This window comes from Methylocapsa palsarum (assembly GCF_900114285.1).
GTDB classification, from domain to species: domain Bacteria; phylum Pseudomonadota; class Alphaproteobacteria; order Rhizobiales; family Beijerinckiaceae; genus Methylocapsa; species Methylocapsa palsarum.
The window spans coordinates 159,596-177,500 of sequence record NZ_FOSN01000006.1; the positions used below are offsets into that span (position 1 = coordinate 159,596).

The following is a 17,905-nucleotide window of genomic DNA, read 5'->3' on the forward strand; positions in this document are numbered from 1 at the left end:
ACGGGGTGATAAAATATGATAAACATATGCGTTCAGAGCGTACAGAAGAAGGCATCCTATCATGATCTTCTAAGCGTTCTTAAAAATATCGAAGAGATTCGCATTCTTTCTGGTCCTGAGGACGCAGAGGCGATTCTTTTACCGGATGATGAGCCGGGATATATTCGAAAAGATCCGGCGTTCAGGCAATTCAGGTCAAAATGCATCGCTATATCTGACGGAGATCATCTGAGTTATTATATCCCGGCGCTTTACGCTTCCAATTTCAAATGCATGTTGTCGAAGGGCCGAGCGCAGACGGTGATCCACTATCTCTATTCGATCGAAAACGAACCCGGGAAACGAAATATATGGATCAACAGGCTTAAAGGGTCCGATTTTGAAAAGCGCTGGCTTTACTCTTTCATGGGCGGAAGCACATGCTGGACGAGAAAGCGCCTTTTGAAACAATATAAAAACAGCTCCCCTGAAGATGTCCTGGTCAGAGGGACGGATTTTTACAAACACTGGAATTCGACTGGAAATCCTGAAGCGCGCAGTGAACAGCAACGCGTCTATGTGGAAACCCTGCTGTCCTCGAAATTCGCGCTTTGCCCGCGCGGCTCAAGCTCTTCTAGCATTCGTCTCTTCGAGGCTATGGAGCTCGGATGCGCGCCAGTCGTTATGGCGGATTCCTGGATCCCTATCGAAGGCGTGGATTGGAGCTTCTGTTTATTCGTCAAAGAATCCGACGTGACCCGACTCGACGACATCATAAGAGCGCACGAGGGGGAATGGCGGGAGCGCGGCGCGCTCGCGCGACGGACGTTCGATGAAACCATTTCCGCTGCAAAACTCGGAGCTTTGCTGGAAAAACAGATCCGGCATTTGCTCGAGACCAGAAACGAGACTCGCGAACGTCTGATCCAGACGATTTATCCTCTGCGTCGAGCGCTGGATCAAACCAAAGCGGCCGCCAGGGCGGCGCTGCGCGAGGCCGTGCTGTTTGGATACAAATCGGCGGGAAGAAAATTTCCTTACGAACTCAACCGATGAGGCGCACGGGCTGACGTGGGGAGGGCGTCGCGCCTTATTTATCGCCTCGATCCAAACGATTGCAGACCTTCGCTCGAGCGCTTTCCGATCGCATGAAGTCATGCGATCGATCAGAAATCGCTACAGAGTCAAAGGCTTGAGCATATTTTTGTCGATTGGATCGATTCAATCCGATCGGAATATGCTCTGGAGAGCGCTGCGCTCACGGGGCGGGCTTCCGCGAGCAGGTTTTCGATATCGACGGCAACCTCCGACCAGGTCCGCAAAGGCGCCGCCTCGATCTTGTCGCGGTAATATTCGCGCGTCGACGGCTTGAGCAGGCTCCGGATGGCGTCCTTCATCTCTTCTTTTGAATGTGGCGAAAAGCGCACGCACAGATCACGGGCGACCGGAGCGATGGATTGCGAACTGGAGACGGCGCAGGGTTTGCCAAACCAGAAGCTTTCGCCGACAGGAAGACCCCAGCCCTCAAAGAAGCTCGGAAACACCGTGAATTGGCAGGACGCGTAGAGCCAGCGAAGCTCGGCGTCCGACGGCGCTTCGATGAACATCAGGGGATCGTCGCCGACCAGCGCGTCCAGCTCTGCCTGAGCCGCGTCAGCTTTCCAGCCGCGGCGCCCCGCGATGACCAGCTTTGGCAGCGTACAGCCGAGCTCGGTCTCGAGTTCGCGCCAGGCTTCGATCAGAAGTATGTGATTCTTGCGAATTTCGATGGTCCCCACGCAGAGGGCAAAACTCCGGTCAGCCAGCGGTTCGAGCCGTTCCGTCAACGCAATGGCGCGCTGGTTTCGCGCCGAGCCTGGAAACTCGTCGGCGAGGGATATGACGGACGTGCAGGTCCTGCCTGGGACGTCGGCAATCTGCAGGCGGACCTGTTTCAGTTGACTCCGGCTAAGTTCGCTCGTGACGACGAAATGCGCCGGCAGGCGCAGGGCCGCCCGATATTCGGCGGCGAAATCGTGACCTGTGAACGCGGGAATCGTCAGCGGGATGAGATCGTGAAACAGCACAGTGAGATGAGCGCCGGCCGACGCCGCCGCCCTGGCGAGGCGAATGATTTCAGGCTCGATCCAGAAGGCGCCGCCGATGAACAGACGATCTTGCGGGCCGAACGCAGGCGCTTGCGGCTGATGCGGGATCGGCGGACGCCTGCGGCGGCGGGAGATGGCCTTGATCCCAGCGAGGCTGAATTCGGCCTTTGTGAAACTTTCCTTGAGCAGTTTGAAAAGCAGATCGATGTCGCCATCGGCCTCTCTGATCAACGATCCCAGCGCCCACCACTGGGATCGATGGCGGCCAAAGACGCAAACATCAGAGTCCGACCTGTAAAGCCGCGTCGCGATTTCCAGCTGGACGCGCGGGATGCCGGCGCACGAGTTGTGCCAGATCGCGTGACAGATCACGTCGGTCAGATCGATATAAAGAAGGGGCCTCGAGACGTCGCTCGAAGCCTTGTCCCGCCCGCGATCATCCAGGGTTTTGCCGGCCTGAGCCTGCAAGCGATCGGGCGCGGCGGCGCCCAGTCGCGCCACGACGCGAGGAAGCGCTTTGGCGATCGCGTGCGGCAGCACAGCCAGAATGGTCGGGCCAAGCCTGAAAGCGGCCGCTGTCAGACGATGCTTCGAACCATGCGCTTTTGCGCAGGCATGGCGCTCGGCCCGCGGCGTTGGCGCCAGAAGCCGAAGGCGGGCGCCAAGGATCGGCATGAATTTCATTTCCATCTGGGCTGTCCTCAAGAAATGGGCGCGCCGTTCCTCGCCTCGCCTCATGGCGTGGCGGGCCTGATTGGGCGGCCGGGTGATCGGGAAAGGGAGAGATTAGCGGGCGGGGCCGATGGCCATCGTGAACGACGGAAGCCGCGCCTGGGCCGGGTCGTGAGAGGCGTGGTGCGTGGCGACGGCTAACGGGACGGTCAGCAAAAGCGCTGCTCCCGTGAACAGCAATCCGCGCCGCGCCGCCAAAATATGAGGCGACTGGCCGGTGGCCGAAAGCGGCCGCTTCTTGAGTTCAGGGGAGGGACTGAGCTTGAGGGACATCATCGCTCTCACGGTGTGGGAAAATATCACACATGAGGTATATGCGGGAAATTTTCCCACGTCAAGAGCGTGGGATTGAATCCCACGCAGAATTCCTCCATAGGCTGATGCATGAATGAAACGTCGAGTCAGGCGCCGTCCGTCGCGGACCGATTGCAGCCGCCGATCGCGAAGCTGCTTCGACCGCTCGTGCGCTTGTGCATCCGCTGCGGCATGACGTTTCCGGCGCTGGTCGACTTGCTCCGTGAGCTTTACGTGAACGTCGCCGAACACGACTTTTCCCTGCCCGGGAAGGAGCAGACCGACAGCCGCGTCAGCCTGTTGACCGGAGTTCATCGCAAGGAGGTGCGGCGGCTGCGCGGAGCCGGGGCGCCGATCAGCGCCACGCCGGTGGCGATCTCGCGCGCGAGCCGCATCATCGCGCGCTGGATCGCGGCCCCCGAATTCACCGATGCGCAAGGGCGTCCGCGCCCGCTCGCCCGGATGGATCAAGGCGCCGGGGAGGCCAGTTTCGAAACCCTTGTCGAATCCGTGACGCGTGACGTGCGCCCGCGCGCCGTGCTCGACGAATGGCTGGATCGCCACATCGTCATGATCGATTCCGACGGATGCGTCGTTCTGACCGAGGCGGCGTTCCTGCCGCAGAGCGGCAGCGATCAGCAGCTTTATTATTTCGGCCGCAATCTGCATGACCACGCCGAGGCCGCCGTCGCCAACATACTTGGCGAGGGGCCGCGGTTCCTTGAACGCGCCGTGCATTATGATGGCCTGTCGGAGGATCTCGCCGCCTCGTTGGAGAAGCGCTCAAGCGAGATCGCCATGTCCGCTTTGCAAGAGGCCAATCGTGAGGCTCATGCGGCCTGCGCGACCGATTCAGGCGGCCGTCACCGGTGGATCATGGGGATTTACGTTTACCGGGCGCAGGAAGAGAACGGCGAGGAGGAGAACGCGGCGATTGACGATTCGCCGGCGCAAGAGGCCGAGCGATCCGGCGGTGGGGACAAACCGGCTTGAGCGCTCCTCCTCGCCTCTCTCGTCGGCGCGTTCTGGCCCTATTCGCGGCGACGCACGGACTCCTCTGGCGAGCGTCAAGGGTTCTCGGCGGTCCACGCGATCAAGGCATCGGCGGCACGGGCGCGCAGCTGACTCCGGAATCGGGCGAAGGCGATCGGGGCATTGGCGGCACCGGCTTTGTCGGCACTATCCGCCGCTTTGGCAGTATCGTCGTGAATGGCGCGCACATCGACTATCCCGAGAATGCCGCAGTCCGGATCGACGGTGAGGACGCGAGCGTGAGGGCGCTTAAAATCGGCCAAGTGGTCCATGTTGTGGCGACCGAGAGCGCCGGCCGCTTTTCAACACGTCGGATCGCCGTCACGAGTGAAGTGGTCGGACGCGTCGAGAAAGCCGGCGCCGGAAGCCTCACGGTTCTGAGCCAGACGGTGGCGCTCAATCGGTTGCCGAAAGCGCAGCGCCGCTGGGCGATTGGCGATCACGTCGCTGTCGGCGGTTTGCGCCGACCCGACGGGGTGATCGTCGCGAGCCTCATCGAAAGGCGGGACGGGAGCTTCGAGCAGATCGCCGGACCGGTCGACGTCGCGCCGGATGGCGCGCCGGCGATCGGACGCCTCCGGCTTGCGAAGCTTGACCCTTTGCTGATCGGCCAGCGCGCCGTCTTGCGGGGCCGCCTGATGAACTCCGCCTTCGAGGTCGCCGAGGGGCGCGGCGCGCTGGGGCTGCTTCGCGGGCCTTCGCAGCTCTCGATCGAAACCTATGTCGAACGCAGTCCGGGCGGCTTTCGCCTAGGGTCGGGGTTGTCGGTCACGGCGAGCGCCGACTCGCAGCTTCCGCTCAAACGCGCCGTCCTCGCGGTGATCCAAACGGACTTTGATCGGCATGGCGATTTGCGGGTCACGTCCATCCGCATCGACCATGGCGGAGGCTCGGATCGCGCCGGCGCGCCGGGGGGCGAGGGCGGATCAGGGCGTTTCGACGGGCCGCAGTCTCCCAATGTCGGACCCTCGCCCGGAGCGCCGCAGGGCCCGCATGGCTCGCTAAATCCGCAGGGTGATGGCCGCGGCGCGCCGGGCGATCAAAGATCCGTCCCCAACGGTTCCGGGGGGCCAGGCGGCGGCTCCGCGCCGGCAGGTCCCGGCGGATTTAATGGTCCAGGTGGGTTTAACGGACCTGGCGGGTTTAACGGACCTGGCGGGTTTAACGGACCAGGCGGGTTTAACGGGCCTGGCGGATTTAACGGTCCGGGCGGATTTACTGGACCTGGCGGATTGAACGGACCAGGAGGACCTGGGGGCGGCGGCTCCCCAACGGGAGGAGGCTGGTTCGGCGGAGGAGGCGGGCGGCGTTAGCGTTTCATCTCGGGGGGCGATTCCGGCTGTCTTTGGGGCCTTGAATTCGCTTGCGTTGGCCAAGTCTCCCGCTGCAAGCCTCCCGCCGCCTGTTTCATTTTCGCCAAGCCGCATAACATCAAAAATCGGATGAACGAGAAATGTGACCCGCAGCTGCCCCAACGGCCGCTGGTTTTACGTCATATGTCTCAAGCCATTGATTTTGATGGCGTCCCGGAAGGGATTCGAACCCCTGACCTACGGTTTAGGAAACCGTTGCTCTATCCTGCTGAGCTACCGGGACCTGCAAGTTTAGCCTGCGTCGCGCCGTCGTTCCGGCGCAAATTCCTCCGGAATCGCCTGCTGATTTGACCACCCGCTGATTTAACATGTTCGCGTCCGGGGGGAAATAGCGCGGGTTTCGGTCCGTCGGAGGAGATCCTCGTCCACGCTCCTCGCCCGCTTGACGCCTCGCCGCCCCGCCCCGATCCCCCCGCGCAATTCATGCGGACGCGAAAATTGCGGACACGCGCCGAGCTTGACTTCGCGCGGTGGGCGCGCCAGAACCTTTCCGTCTCCTCAGAAAAAGGGGCTTTGTTTCAGCGAGCCGTCTTGTCCCTCGAGTCAAGCGGTGAACGTCCGGCAGCGCGTTGCGCCCCCGGGCGTGCTTTGCGTTGGCGCGAACGAACCTGAACTGAGCGGGATTCGCCTTGGACGCCTCGCGCCTGATCTTTCGCGCGGACTTCTCTGGCGAAGCGACGGGACGACGCCGATTTTAGTTTGGCCTCGGGTCAAGACGAAGACCCGGGACCCTTGAACCGCCGCCGCCGCGGCCGCCTTCTTCATCCCCGCCCCAGCGGACGGGCAAAGCGACAGGATAGACGCATGTTCGAAGGCCTTTCGGAAAAGCTCTCCGGCATTTTCGATACGCTGACCCGGCGAGGCGCCCTCTCGGAGGGGGACGTCAATGTCGCGCTGCGCGAAGTCCGCAAGGCCTTGCTCGAGGCCGACGTCGCGCTCGACGTGGTGCGCTCCTTTGTCGACAAGGTGCGCGCGCGCGCCGTCGGGGCCAATGTCATCAAGTCGGTGACGCCGGGCCAGATGGTGGTCAAGATCGTCAATGACGTCCTTATCGAGACGCTCGGCGCCGAGGCCGAGCCGATCAATCTCGACGCGGCGCCTCCGGTCGCGATCATGATGATCGGCCTGCAGGGCGCGGGCAAGACGACGACGACGGCGAAGATCGCGAAGCGCCTGAACGAAAAGATGAAACGCAAGGTCCTGATGGCCTCGCTCGACGTGAAGCGCCCGGCGGCGCAGGAGCAGCTCGCGGTGCTCGGCCGCCAGGTCGGCGTTGACACTTTGCCTATTATCGTCGGCCAGACGCCGGTGCAGATCGCCAAACGCGCCGAACAGGCGGCCCGCCTCCAGGGTTATGACGTGGTGCTGCTCGACACGGCGGGGCGCACCCATATCGACGAAGCGCTGATGCAGGAGATGGCCGAGATCAAGGCCGCCAGCTCGCCGCACGAAATTCTTCTCGTCGCCGACGCATTGACCGGTCAGGACGCGGTCAATCTCGCCAAAAGCTTCGATGAACGGGTCGGCATCACCGGCATCGTGCTGACGCGGGTCGAAGGCGACGGACGCGGCGGCGCGGCGCTCTCCATGCGCGCGGTCACTGGCAAGCCGATCAAACTGCTCGGCGCCGGCGAGAAGATGGACGCGCTGGAGGATTTTCACCCCTCGCGGATCGCGAACCGGATTCTCGGCATGGGCGACATCGTCTCCCTCGTCGAGAGGGCGGCCGAGACGATCGACCATGAAAAGGCGCAGAAGATCGCCGAGCGTATGCGCAAGGGCAAATTCGATCTCGAGGATTTGTCCGACCAGCTGGCGCAGGTCGAAAAGATCGGCGGCATGGGCGGCATCATGAGCATGCTGCCCGGCGTCGCCAAGATGAAGGACCAGCTGGCCTCGGCGCGGCTCGACGAAAACGTCATCAAGCGCCAGCGCGCGATCATTTTCTCGATGACCCGTGAGGAGCGCCGCAACCCGGACGTCCTCAAGGCGTCGCGCAAAAAACGCATCGCCGCCGGCTCCGGAATGCGGGTCGAGGACGTCAACAAGCTTTTGAAGCAGCATCGCCAGATGGCGGACATGATGAAATCCATGGGCGGGATGAAGCGCGGCGGCGGCGCCCTCGGCAAGATGGCGTCGATGCTCGGCGTTCCAGGCGCAGGGATGGGCATGGGGTCAGGAGGCAATCCGCTCGCGAAAATGCCGCAGCCGACGCAGGAGCAGCTCGCCGCCCTTCAAAAGCAGCTGGGCCAGAAGCCCGGCGCTCCGCTTGCTCCCGTCGGTCCGAAGCCTTCGGGGGCTGCGCCGCCGCCTGGTCTTGGCGCGGGCGCGCCCAAATTGCCGGGACTTGGCGGAGGGACAGGATCTGGCGGAGGATTTTTGAGCGGGCTGAACCCGTTCGGAAAGAAGAAGTGAGCGGATCGGCCACGAGACTGAAACCGTTGGCGAAACGCGCCATAAGGCGAAGCTAAAAATTGGATTGGACCGGACGAAATCGTTTTTGGACGAAATCGTTTTATTGAAAGGAACCTGAACGAATGCCCCTGAAAATCCGCTTGTCTCGCGGCGGCGCCAAGAAGCGCCCCTTCTACCGCGTCGTCGTCGCCGATTCGCGCATGCCGCGCGATGGCCGCTTCATCGAACGCCTTGGCGTCTTCGATCCCTTGAAGGCGAAGGATTCGGCCGACCGTCTCGTGCTGGATCAGGAAAAGGCCCAGGCCTGGATCGCCAAAGGCGCGCAGCCGACCGACCGTGTCGCACGCCTTCTCGACGGGCTTGGCGTGTTGAAGCGCGAGCCGCAAAATAATCCCAAACAGGGGCTTCCGAAGAAAAAGGCGCAGGAGCGCGCCGCCGCGACGGCGGCCAAGGCGGCCGCGCCCGCCGCCGAGGCTTGATCCTGTTTCCGGCGCCGCCTTAAGCGCGGCGCCGGAACCTCCGTTCCCACGCCGCGTTGCTGCTTTTTCGAAAGCGGGAGCGGTGATGAGCGATTTTTTTGCACGGTCTGCCGCGCGGCCTCAGGTCGAGCCGGATCTGGCCCGAACGCTCGATTTCATGGCGACGCTTTTCGTGGTCGTGCTGGGCGTCGCCGCGCTCTATGTCGGGCGCGAAATTTTCATTCCCATCGCTATCGCGATTCTTTTGAGCTTCGTGCTGTCGCCGCCCATTCTCTTGTTGAGGCGTTTGGGGCTCGGGCGCACGCTCTCGGTCGCTGGCGTCGTCGTCGCGACGCTGACCATGGCTTTCGTCGTCGGCGCCGTCCTGACGCGGCAGGCCGCCGATCTCGCCGCCGATTTGCCGAAATATCAGACGACCGTCAGCGCCAAGGTGCGGAACCTGCGCGACGCCGTCGCCGATAATGCAGCCTTCACGAAACTGGCTTCCGCGATCAAAGGCCTGGGGCAGGCGAGCCCTCATGCGCCGACGCAGCCTAGCGCGGCGGACGCGCCGCGGGACCGGCGCGGAACGTCCCTGAACGGTTCCGCCGCCGCCGTGAACGGCGAAGCCGCCGCCCCGATTCCGGTTGAGGTTCACCAGCCGGACAAAGGGCCATTCGATATTTTGCAGACGATCGCGGGGACCGCGCTTTCGCCGCTGGAGACCACGTTTCTCGTGGTCGTGTTCGTCGTGTTCATCCTGTTGCAGCGGGAGGATCTGCGCAATCGCTTTATCCGGCTCGTCGGCTCCGGCGACCTGCAGCGCACGACCCTCGCAATGAACGACGCCGCCGGCCGCCTCAGCAAATTCTTTCTGGTCCAGACATTGGTGAACGGCTCGTTTGGCCTCGTCGTCGGAACGGGTCTTTTCCTGATCGGCGTGCCGAGCCCGATCTTGTGGGGCATCGTCGCGTTCCTGATGCGGTTCGTGCCTTATATCGGTTCCTTTATTTCGGCGGGCTTTCCGATCATCGTCGCCTCGGCCGTCGACCCGGGCTGGAGCATGGCGCTGCAGACCCTCGCGCTTTTTCTCAGTGTCGAAACGATCGTCGCCTATGTGGTGGAGCCATGGCTTTATGGTCATCACACCGGAATTTCGCCGATCGCGGTCGTGGTTTCTGCGACCTTCTGGACATGGCTCTGGGGAACGATCGGTCTTGTCCTCTCGACGCCCTTGACCGTTTGCCTCGTCGTGCTCGGCCGTCACGTCGACCGGCTCGCCTTTCTCGACGTCATCTTCGGCGACGCGCCGCCGCTCACGCCGGTCGAAACGTTCTACGAGCGGACCCTCGTCGGCGATTCGTCGGAGGTCGCCGAACAGGCCGAAATTTTCTTGAAAGATCATCCTCTCGCCGCCTATTACGACGAGGTGGCGCTGCCCGCCCTTGCGCTGGCGCAGGCGGATCTGCGGCGCGGCGTGCTCGACGAAACGCGGCAGCGCCGGGTCAAGGACACTGTCGATGAAGTGATCGAGGACCTGTCCGATCATGCCGGCGCCGCTGACGCCGCGCCGGAGGATGGTCGCGAAGGTCTGGGGTCTGGCCCGGCCCCGCGCGTCCTCGCGCCGGGCTGGAATCTCGAGACGCCGGTCCTTTGTATTGCGGGCCGCAGCGCTCTCGACGAAGCGGCGGCGGCGCTGCTGGCTCAGCTGCTCGAAAAGAATGGCGTCGGCGCGAGGGTCGAACCGGCCGGGGCGCTCACCGCCGGACGGATTGCGCGGCTGTCGGACGCAAGGGCGCAAATGGCGTGTCTTTCGTTTTTCGACGCCGATGAAAATTCGACGAGCGCGCGCATCGCCATCCGGCGGCTGCGTCGCAGGCTGCCCGGCGTAAAAATTCTGGCGGGCTATTGGGGGATCGGCGCGGCGCGGGCGGGCGAGTTGCGGGCGGAGATGAAGCCGGATTTCTGCGCGACGAATTTCAGGGACGCGCTGACGATCTGCCTCGGGGAGGCGCAACCGCCGGCGGAGCCTGCCCTCGAATCGGCATCCGATCTTGTTCCTGACCCGAAACCGCTTATGGGCGCCGCATAGAGCATATTCCGATCGGATTGAATCAATCCCATCGACGAAAATATGCTCAAGGTCAGCCCAGCGGTCCGAAGCTCACAACCTCGGGGTCGCTGAGATCGTGCAGCCGGTGCGCGGCGGCGCAGGCGAAGCGCATCAGCATCGTCCGCCGCGTCGCGGGCGCAAGCCGGTGTACGGGAGCCTCCCGGAAAATTTCGGCGCCATAGGCGTCGGCGAGGATCAGCCCCGCGTCCGGCGGCATGATCTCGGTCGGCGTCGCCTCGTGGATGGCGAAATAGAGCTTATCGCAATGGGCGCGGTAATCCGGCCATTTCTGGTCGGCGCGAAAATCGGCGAGCGAGGATTTGATTTCGACGATATGGATGGTTCCATCCTTGGCGAGGGCCACGATGTCCGCCCGCCGCCCCGAGGGGAGAGGGAGTTCGGTGACGCTGGCGAATCGCAGCCGCCGCAACAGCCGCCGCGTTCCGCGCGCGACAAGGAGCGCGGCTGGGGACTGGCGCCCGTCACGCGGCGCGAGAAGGTCGAGTTCGAGGCTATCCATGCGGCGGGCGCGCCATCTCATAAAGAACGGATAACGAACAAACCCTGTGCGGGGCTGAAGGTCAAGACGCCGCCGCTGGATCGCCCATGCTCGCGAACAGCCGCGGTCTGCGCATTTCGCCGGACGCTTGCGGACGGTTGAGGCCTTTTTCGCCGTCCGCCAAGGCTCGAACGGCGGTCAACGCCCGTCAGAAAAAGCTTCCTCAGATCGACCAGTCGTCGGACATGTCCATACGGTCGATGAACCCGCGTGCGATCAAGGCCGTCACGATTTTCGCGGCCGCCTGATCGGCGCTTTGCCCCTCGCGCCCGACGATGATGTCGGGCGTTTCCGGGGCCTCGTAAGCCTGGTCGATGCCGGTGAAATTCTTGATTTCTCCGGCGATCGCCTTCTTGTAGAGGCCCTTGGGGTCGCGGGCGATGCATTCGGCGAGCGGCGTATCGACGAAGATCTCGATGAATTCGCCCTGTTCGACAAGGCCGCGGACGAGCGCGCGCTCGGCCAGGAATGGCGAGATGAACGAGCAGAGGACGATGAGTCCGGCGTCGACCATCAGCTTCGCCGCCTCGCCGGCGCGGCGGATGTTCTCGACGCGGTCGGTCGCGGTGAAGCCGAGGTCCTTGTTGAGGCCGTGACGGACATTGTCGCCGTCGAGCAGGACGGTGTGGACGCCGTGCGCGTAGAGGCGGGTCTCGACCAGATTGGCGATGGTCGATTTGCCTGAGCCGGAAAGGCCGGTGAACCACAGGACGGCGGGTTTCTGGTGCTTCAGCCGCGCCCTGTCGCTCTTGGCGATGGTGAGGCCCTGGCGGTGGATGTTCTGCGCCCGGCGCAACCCGAACGAGATCAGCCCAGCCGCCGCCGTGGCGTTGCTCGCCCGGTCGATGAGGATGAAGGCGCCGGTGTCGTGGTTGTTCTTGTAGGGATCGAAGGCGATGGGCGTCGTCGTCGCGAGGTTGCAGAAGCCGACCTCGTTAAGGGTCAGCGAACGGGCGGCGAGTTCGCCCAGCGTATTGACGTCGAGCCGATGCTTGAGCTCGGTGATGGTGACGGGGACGGTGCGGGCGCCGCTTTTCATCAGATAGGAGCGGCCGGGCAGGAGCGTCTCGTCGCTCATCCAGATGAGATGCGCGGCGAACTGGTCCGAGACTTCCGGACGGTTCCTCGGATCGCACAGCAGATCGCCGCGCGCGACGTCGAGTTCGTCGGCGAGGGTGAGGGTCACGGCTTCGCCCGCAGAGGCGACGGGCAGATCGCCGTCGGCGGTAACGATGCGCGCGATCCTCGACGCGCGCCCGCTTCCGGCGACGACGATCTCGTCGCCGGGTTTGATCGAGCCGCCGGAGATCGTGCCCGCCAGACCGCGGAAATCGAGATGGGGGCGGTTGACCCATTGCACCGCCATGCGGAACGGCTGGCCGCTTTTGTCCTCGTCGACGTCGATCGTCTCGAGATAGTCGAGCAGGGCCGGGCCGCCGTACCAGGGCGTATTCGCGCTCTTCGCCGAAATATTGTCGCCATGCCGGGCCGAAATCGGGATCGGCCGGATCGACGCGAATCCGAGCGGGGCGGCGAAGGTCTGGAAGTCCGCGACGATCTTGTCGAATCCGGCCTTGTCGAATCCGGTCAGGTCGATCTTGTTGACGGCGAGCACGACGTGCCGGATTCCGGTCAGCGAGACAATCGCGGCGTGCCGGCAGGTCTGGGTGAGCAAGCCCTTGCGCGCATCGACGAGAAGGATCGCGAGATCGGCTCCGGAGGCGCCGGTCGCCATGTTGCGGGTGTATTGCTCGTGGCCGGGCGTGTCGGCGATGATGAACGCGCGCCGCGGCGTCGAGACATAGCGGTAGGCGACGTCGATCGTGATGCCTTGCTCGCGTTCGGCCTCGAGTCCATCGACGAGAAGCGCGAAATCGATGTTGTCGCCATCGGTCCCGTGACGCCGGGAATCGCGTTCGAGCGCGGCCAGCTGATCGTCGAGGATGAGGCTCTGTTCAAAGAGCAGGCGGCCGATGAGCGTCGACTTGCCGTCGTCGACTGACCCGCAGGTGAGCAGCCGCAGGGTCGGAAGCGGGGATTTTTCGTGGAGCGCCAAGGGCGCGGGAACAGCGTTCGCGACGTTCGCCATCAGAAATAGCCCTCGCGCTTTTTCTTTTCCATCGAGCCCGATTCGTCGTGATCGATCAGGCGGCCCTGCCGCTCGGAGGTCGTCGAGGCGCGCATTTCGGCGATGATTTCGGGCAGCGTCGCCGCTTGGGAAGGGATCGCCCCGGTCAGGGGATAGCAGCCAAGGGTGCGGAAGCGGACCTCCTCCATGCGCGGGGTCTCGCCAGGCAGCAAAGGCATGCGGTCGTCGTCCACCATGATGAGGGCGCCTTCGCGCTCGACCACGGGACGCTTCTTGGCGAAATAGAGCGGCACGACCGGGATCTCCTCGGCGGTGACGTAGTCCCAGACATCGAGTTCCGTCCAGTTCGACAATGGAAAGACCCGCATCGATTCGCCCTGTTTGATGCGCGTGTTGAAAAGACGCCAGAGTTCGGGCCGCTGGTTGCGCGGGTCCCAGGCATGCGCCGCCGAGCGATGGGAAAAAATCCTCTCCTTCGCGCGGCTTTTCTCCTCGTCGCGCCGGGCGCCCCCGAACGCCGCATCGAATTTCCATTTGTCGAGGGCCTGGCGCAGGCCTTCGGTCTTCATGACCTGGGTATGGAGGGAGGAACCGGACGCGAACGGCGAAATACCGCGCCTGACGCCATCCTCGTTGACATGGACGAGAAGCTCCATCCCGACGCGGGCCGCGGCCTCGTCGCGAAACGTGATCATCTCGCGAAACTTCCAGGTGGTGTCGACATGAAGAAGCGGAAACGGCGGCTTGGCGGGATAGAACGCCTTCTGCGCCACATGCAGCATGACGCTGGAATCCTTGCCGATCGAATAGAGCATGACCGGCCGCTCGAACTCGGCGACGACCTCGCGCAGGATAAAGATCGCCTCCGCCTCGAGCCGGCGCAGATGGGGGGAGGCCTGACTTTTCACAAATAATTCCTGTAATACGCAGAATTCTACGGAGCGAATGTTATTATTCTTTGGCGGCTTCATTTGCAACGGCGCAAGAGCCAGGCCAGTCAGAACCGAAACACCGGCTCCGGACCGGGTTTGATCTGTGTCGCGATCCCGGCGGTCACGAGCGTCACGGCGTCGCAGGCCTCGGCCAGCCGTTGGTTGCACATTCCCTGCGCGTCCCGGAAGGCCCGGGCGAGGGCGTTGTCGGGGACAATTCCCGCGCCGACCTCGTTCGAGACGAATATGACCGGCCCCTCGAGACGGGCGGCCGTCCGCGCCAGATCCTTTATGGGCGGGGAAAGGTCATCCCCGCGCAAAAGAAGGTTGCTGAGCCATAATGTGACGCAATCGACGACCAGAAGCCGCTCCGGCTGCGCCTCCCGCCGCAACGTCTGGCCGAGGTCGAAAAACGCCTCAATGAGCGTCCAGCGGGCGTCGCGGTCGGCGGCGTGGCGGGAGATGCGGTCCGCCATCTCGGCGTCGAGCGGCTGCGCCGTCGCGATCAGGACAAGGGACCGGCCGGACGCTTCCGCCATTCTTTGCGCAAAGCGGCTCTTGCCGGAGCGGGCGCCGCCGACAACGAGCAGGCTTTTGATGGGATCACCGCCCGCCGGCATACCTGGTCCAGTTCACGAACGGGGTCTGGTCGAGGGAGGGTCAGGTCCGCCAGGGATGCGCCGGCAGATCGCTGACGCCGATGACGGCGACGCCGGCCTGAGCCACGGCGTGATCGTTCTCGACGGAACTGCCGCTGACCCCGACGGCGCCGACAAGGACGCCCTCATTATCGACGATGGGAAGACCTCCGGGGAAGGTGATCAGGCCGTCGTTCGAATGTTCGATTCCATACAGCGAGCCGCCGGGCTGCGACAGCTTGCCGATGAGGCCCGTCGGCATGCCGAAGAAGACGGCGGTCTTGGCTTTCTTGATGGCGATGTCGATGCTGCCGACCCAGGCGTCGTCCATCCGGTAGAAGGCCTTGAGGTTCGCGCCCGAATCGACGACGGCGATGCACATTTGCGTGCCGAGCTCCTTGGCCTTCTTGCGCGCTGCGGCGATGGCGCTCTCCGCGTGTTCGATTGTGACGTGCATTTCAATCCTCCGTGGTTGCGGGTCTTGGCTCCGCCGGTTGTCCTGGCTCCGCCGGGTTGCGGTCTTGGTTCCGCTGTGCACTGATCGAGCGGTTTTGAAGGAAGGTCAATGGCGCTTCGATCGAAACGCGCGCGTATATTTTCGGCCGCTCCACCCGTCATCACCCGGATCAATCGATAGATGTCCCGTAAAGCTTCGAGCAAGCAGCTTCAATCGAGCTTCGTCATCGCGGCGCGCCGTGCGGCCGCGCTCTGGGTGGTTGCGCTCTGCGCGGTCTGGCCGCCCGCCCCCGGCTTCGCCCTGGAGAAAAGCGTCAGTGTTTTTGGCTGGAGCGACGCCGTCGACCCGGCGGTTCTGAGGGATTTCACGAAAGAAACCGGCGTCAGGGTCTTTTACGACGCCTATGCGTCGGAGGAGGCGCTCGAGGCGCGCCTGGCCGCCGGCGACTCCGGCTACGACGTGGCGATTCTTCCGGGTCCGGTTCTGCAACGGCAGATTGCCGCCGGCGGCTTGCTGAAGCTGGACAAGGCGAAACTTCCACACGCCGCCAGTCTGTGGCCCGAGATCGCGACGCTGCTGTCCGCCTACGATCGCGGCAATCAATATGCGGCGAACTATCTCTGGTCCACGGCCGGCGTCGCCTACAACGTGGAAGAAGCCAGGGCGAGGCTTGGCGAGGCGCCGTTGAATTCCTGGGATGTCGTCTTCAAACCCGAAATTTTAAAGAAATTCGCCGATTGCGGAATTTACGTCCTCGACAGCCCGCAGGATCTTTTCCCGATCGCGCTGAATTATTTACGTCTCAATCCCGCGGGGAAGAGCCAGGCCGATCTGAAACGGGCGGCCGATCTCCTCGGCGGGATGCGGCGCTACGTCAAGAAATACACTTCGGCCGATTACGCCGACGCGCTCGCAAACGGCGATATTTGCCTCGCGGTCGGCTGGTCGGGAGAGAGCGTCCAGGCCCGCAACCGAGCGAAGGAGGCCGACAATCAGATCGACGTCGATTTCGTGGCTCCAAAGGAGGGAACGTTAATCGCGCTTGATAATCTCGCGATTCTGAAAGACGCGCCGCACCCGTCCGAAGCCTACGCCTTGATCGATTTTCTGTTGCGGCCGGAAAACGCCGCGCGCAACACCAACGCGACGCGGCTCGCGAGCGGCGTTCTTGAGGCGAAATCTTTGATCAAAAGAGAAATATCGGATCTCAAGGCGACCTATCCCGATCCCCAATCTTTCTCCAGGCTGTTCGCCGCGCCAATGTCCGACGCCGCCGCGCGGGCATTCGCCGCCCGCGAGTGGATGAAGATCAAATCCGGAAAATGAGGCGCGGGCGACGGCGGCCTGGGCCAGATCAATATTCTTTCACTCTTTGCATCCCGCCGATAATGACGGTGAAGATCGCGCTGACGACGGCGCTGATCAAAATCTGTACGGCGAGTGTGCCGGCGTCGAGGGTCGTGATGCCGGTGAAGGCGCTGACCAGCTGACCGCCGATGGCCGCGCCGGCGGCGCCCAGCACCGTGGCCGCAAGGATGCTGAGCGGCACGCCCTTTACCGCAAGGCGAATCCCGTTGCCTACGATGATCCCCACGGCGATCTGAATGAGTAGGGCGACGATGATGGCTGACATGAACGTTTCCTCCGCTGCCGCGACGCATTTTTTCGCCGCGTTTCTTGCGGCCAGTCTGTCGCTGGACAACGTCGGGCGCCGCGCTCGAGCGCGGTAATTTCGCCAGGCCCATCCGGATCCGGCTGGCTCTGCTTCACCTTAAGTGGCGCGAGGAATCGCGCTTCCAAGGGGACGCGCGAGAAATTGTGAGGACGCGGGATAAAGAGCCGGCGGTCCGAAAGAAAAAACGAACGAATCGCCGCCAGCTTCGCGCCTCGCCGGACCGGACGACGCCGGCCCGGCGTGATCGCAGGAGAGAATTATTTGGACTTGAACACAGCGTTCTTGATCAGTCCGACGATGACGGTGACGATCGCGCCGGTGACGCCGCCGCCGACCGCCTGACCGGCCGCCGTCGCTATATCGAAGCCGCCCGTTGAGGCGGCTCCCGAGAGCGCCGGGATGAGACTTTGGAGAAGCGTGCCGCCGAGCCCTCCGCCGAGCGCGCCGCTGATGGTCTTGGCGATTGGTCCGAGGGGAAGGTTTTTGAGAATTCCGCCGGCGATATTGCCGCCGGCGGCTCCGCTGAGCAGCTGAATGATGAGATTGACGATCGTTCCCGACATAAGCTCGTCTCCTGCAAAATGCCCGGCCAGCCTGTGCGCCGGACTCCGCGTATCAGTCTTAAGCCCGGCGCGACCCCGACTCAACCGGCGCTGTGGCGCGGAGCCGGACGGTGGGCCGACCGAGGCGGCTTCCCGGCAAAGAACAACAGAGGCTCCGCGACAAAGGCTCCGGCGCGCGGCTTGAGGAGCGTCGCGGGCGAACGGGCTAAAGGCATGATTAATTGAAACTTAAGGGCGTTTTAAGGACGGCTGATGCGATGAGGCCTATGCGTCACGAAGGGCGAAGATCAATCGTCCCGTATGAAACGGAGGACACATATGGCTCAGACTTTCCGCGTCTATTATTCGCAGCCGATGAAGGGTCGGGTGACCCGCAACTTTCAAATCCCGGTCAATACGACATCGGTCGTGGTCATCACCGCCTGCGAGTACAGCCCTGAGATCGTTCCGCCGAACCATCCGAACGAGCGGCGCCGCCATCTCGGCGCGGCGAATGTCTGGGTTTCAAA

General features: G+C 63.3%; 17 protein-coding genes and 1 tRNA gene (1 of these 18 only partly in view). 8 read left to right on the top strand and 10 right to left on the bottom strand.

What is annotated here, in order from left to right; translation table 11 throughout:
* Positions 1-15: 15 nt before the first annotated feature.
* Positions 16-1,035: an exostosin domain-containing protein gene (locus BM177_RS08770; protein ID WP_091681200.1), complete on the top strand. Its 1,020-nt coding sequence runs from the start codon at positions 16-18 to the stop codon at positions 1,033-1,035.
* Positions 1,036-1,163: 128 nt separating this feature from the next.
* Here BM177_RS08770 and BM177_RS08775 read toward each other — a convergent pair whose 3' ends face one another.
* On the bottom strand, positions 1,164-2,756 hold the full coding sequence (locus BM177_RS08775; protein WP_175492538.1) for a glycosyltransferase: 1,593 nt from the start codon (positions 2,754-2,756) through the stop codon (positions 1,164-1,166).
* Positions 2,757-2,852: 96 nt separating this feature from the next.
* Complete coding sequence (locus BM177_RS08780; protein ID WP_175492539.1) at positions 2,853-3,071, bottom strand: hypothetical protein; 219 nt, start codon at positions 3,069-3,071, stop codon at positions 2,853-2,855.
* A gap of 111 nt (positions 3,072-3,182) precedes the next feature.
* Here BM177_RS08780 and BM177_RS08785 point away from each other — a divergent pair, with 111 nt between their 5' ends.
* Positions 3,183-4,085, top strand: a complete 903-nt coding sequence (locus tag BM177_RS08785) for a DUF6502 family protein (protein ID WP_244532218.1) — start codon at positions 3,183-3,185, stop codon at positions 4,083-4,085.
* Entirely contained in the window at positions 4,082-5,437 is a 1,356-nt protein-coding gene (locus BM177_RS20920) for a DUF5666 domain-containing protein (RefSeq protein WP_175492540.1), read from the top strand. The genes BM177_RS08785 and BM177_RS20920 overlap by 4 nt, the downstream gene beginning before the upstream one ends.
* 206 nt (positions 5,438-5,643) lie before the next feature.
* On the opposite strand, the gene BM177_RS08795 is transcribed toward BM177_RS20920, so the two are convergent.
* Positions 5,644-5,720: transfer RNA gene (locus BM177_RS08795), tRNA-Arg, on the bottom strand.
* A gap of 581 nt (positions 5,721-6,301) precedes the next feature.
* Here BM177_RS08795 and ffh point away from each other — a divergent pair.
* The 3 genes from ffh to BM177_RS08810 all read left to right on the top strand — a co-directional run bounded on the left by ffh (position 6,302) and on the right by BM177_RS08810 (position 10,462).
* Complete coding sequence (gene ffh, locus BM177_RS08800; RefSeq protein WP_091681350.1) at positions 6,302-7,912, top strand: signal recognition particle protein; 1,611 nt, start codon at positions 6,302-6,304, stop codon at positions 7,910-7,912.
* A gap of 122 nt (positions 7,913-8,034) precedes the next feature.
* A complete protein-coding gene (rpsP, locus tag BM177_RS08805; RefSeq protein ID WP_091681208.1) occupies positions 8,035-8,391 on the top strand; it encodes a 30S ribosomal protein S16 in 357 nt (118 codons plus the stop codon).
* A gap of 85 nt (positions 8,392-8,476) precedes the next feature.
* The gene (locus tag BM177_RS08810) at positions 8,477-10,462 is read left to right on the top strand and encodes an AI-2E family transporter (RefSeq protein WP_091681210.1); all 1,986 of its coding nucleotides are present in this window, start codon (positions 8,477-8,479) and stop codon (positions 10,460-10,462) included.
* A 52-nt stretch (positions 10,463-10,514) separates the two neighbouring features.
* Here the strand turns inward: BM177_RS08810 and BM177_RS08815 are convergent, their stop codons facing one another.
* The 5 genes from BM177_RS08815 to BM177_RS08835 all read right to left on the bottom strand — a co-directional run bounded on the left by BM177_RS08815 (position 10,515) and on the right by BM177_RS08835 (position 15,158).
* Complete coding sequence (locus tag BM177_RS08815; protein ID WP_091681353.1) at positions 10,515-11,003, bottom strand: MmcB family DNA repair protein; 489 nt, start codon at positions 11,001-11,003, stop codon at positions 10,515-10,517.
* Positions 11,004-11,205: 202 nt separating this feature from the next.
* Positions 11,206-13,131 (bottom strand): sulfate adenylyltransferase subunit CysN, encoded by a 1,926-nt coding sequence (gene cysN, locus BM177_RS08820; protein WP_091681213.1) that lies wholly within the window; start codon positions 13,129-13,131, stop codon positions 11,206-11,208.
* The gene (cysD, locus tag BM177_RS08825) at positions 13,131-14,039 is read right to left on the bottom strand and encodes a sulfate adenylyltransferase subunit CysD (protein WP_244532219.1); all 909 of its coding nucleotides are present in this window, start codon (positions 14,037-14,039) and stop codon (positions 13,131-13,133) included. The genes cysN and cysD overlap by 1 nt, the downstream gene beginning before the upstream one ends.
* An 89-nt stretch (positions 14,040-14,128) precedes the next feature.
* Positions 14,129-14,683: a bifunctional adenosylcobinamide kinase/adenosylcobinamide-phosphate guanylyltransferase gene (cobU, locus tag BM177_RS08830; RefSeq protein WP_091681217.1), complete on the bottom strand. Its 555-nt coding sequence runs from the start codon at positions 14,681-14,683 to the stop codon at positions 14,129-14,131.
* A gap of 40 nt (positions 14,684-14,723) precedes the next feature.
* Positions 14,724-15,158 (bottom strand): GlcG/HbpS family heme-binding protein, encoded by a 435-nt coding sequence (locus tag BM177_RS08835; protein WP_091681219.1) that lies wholly within the window; start codon positions 15,156-15,158, stop codon positions 14,724-14,726.
* A 180-nt stretch (positions 15,159-15,338) separates the two neighbouring features.
* Between BM177_RS08835 and BM177_RS08840 the strand changes: the two genes are divergently transcribed.
* Entirely contained in the window at positions 15,339-16,484 is a 1,146-nt protein-coding gene (locus BM177_RS08840; RefSeq protein ID WP_091681221.1) for an extracellular solute-binding protein, read from the top strand.
* 28 nt (positions 16,485-16,512) lie between these two features.
* Here BM177_RS08840 and BM177_RS08845 read toward each other — a convergent pair whose 3' ends face one another.
* Both BM177_RS08845 and BM177_RS08850 read right to left on the bottom strand, forming a co-directional pair.
* Entirely contained in the window at positions 16,513-16,791 is a 279-nt protein-coding gene (locus BM177_RS08845; protein WP_139223569.1) for a hypothetical protein, read from the bottom strand.
* A gap of 299 nt (positions 16,792-17,090) precedes the next feature.
* A complete protein-coding gene (locus BM177_RS08850; protein ID WP_091681224.1) occupies positions 17,091-17,396 on the bottom strand; it encodes a hypothetical protein in 306 nt (101 codons plus the stop codon).
* 318 nt (positions 17,397-17,714) lie between these two features.
* On the opposite strand from BM177_RS08850, the gene BM177_RS08855 reads away from it, so the two are divergent.
* On the top strand, positions 17,715-17,905 hold the 5' portion of the coding sequence (locus BM177_RS08855; RefSeq protein ID WP_091681226.1) for a hypothetical protein. The gene runs 136 nt beyond the window's last position; 191 of the gene's 327 nt are visible here — the first part of the coding sequence; its start codon is at positions 17,715-17,717; its stop codon lies beyond the right edge, outside the window.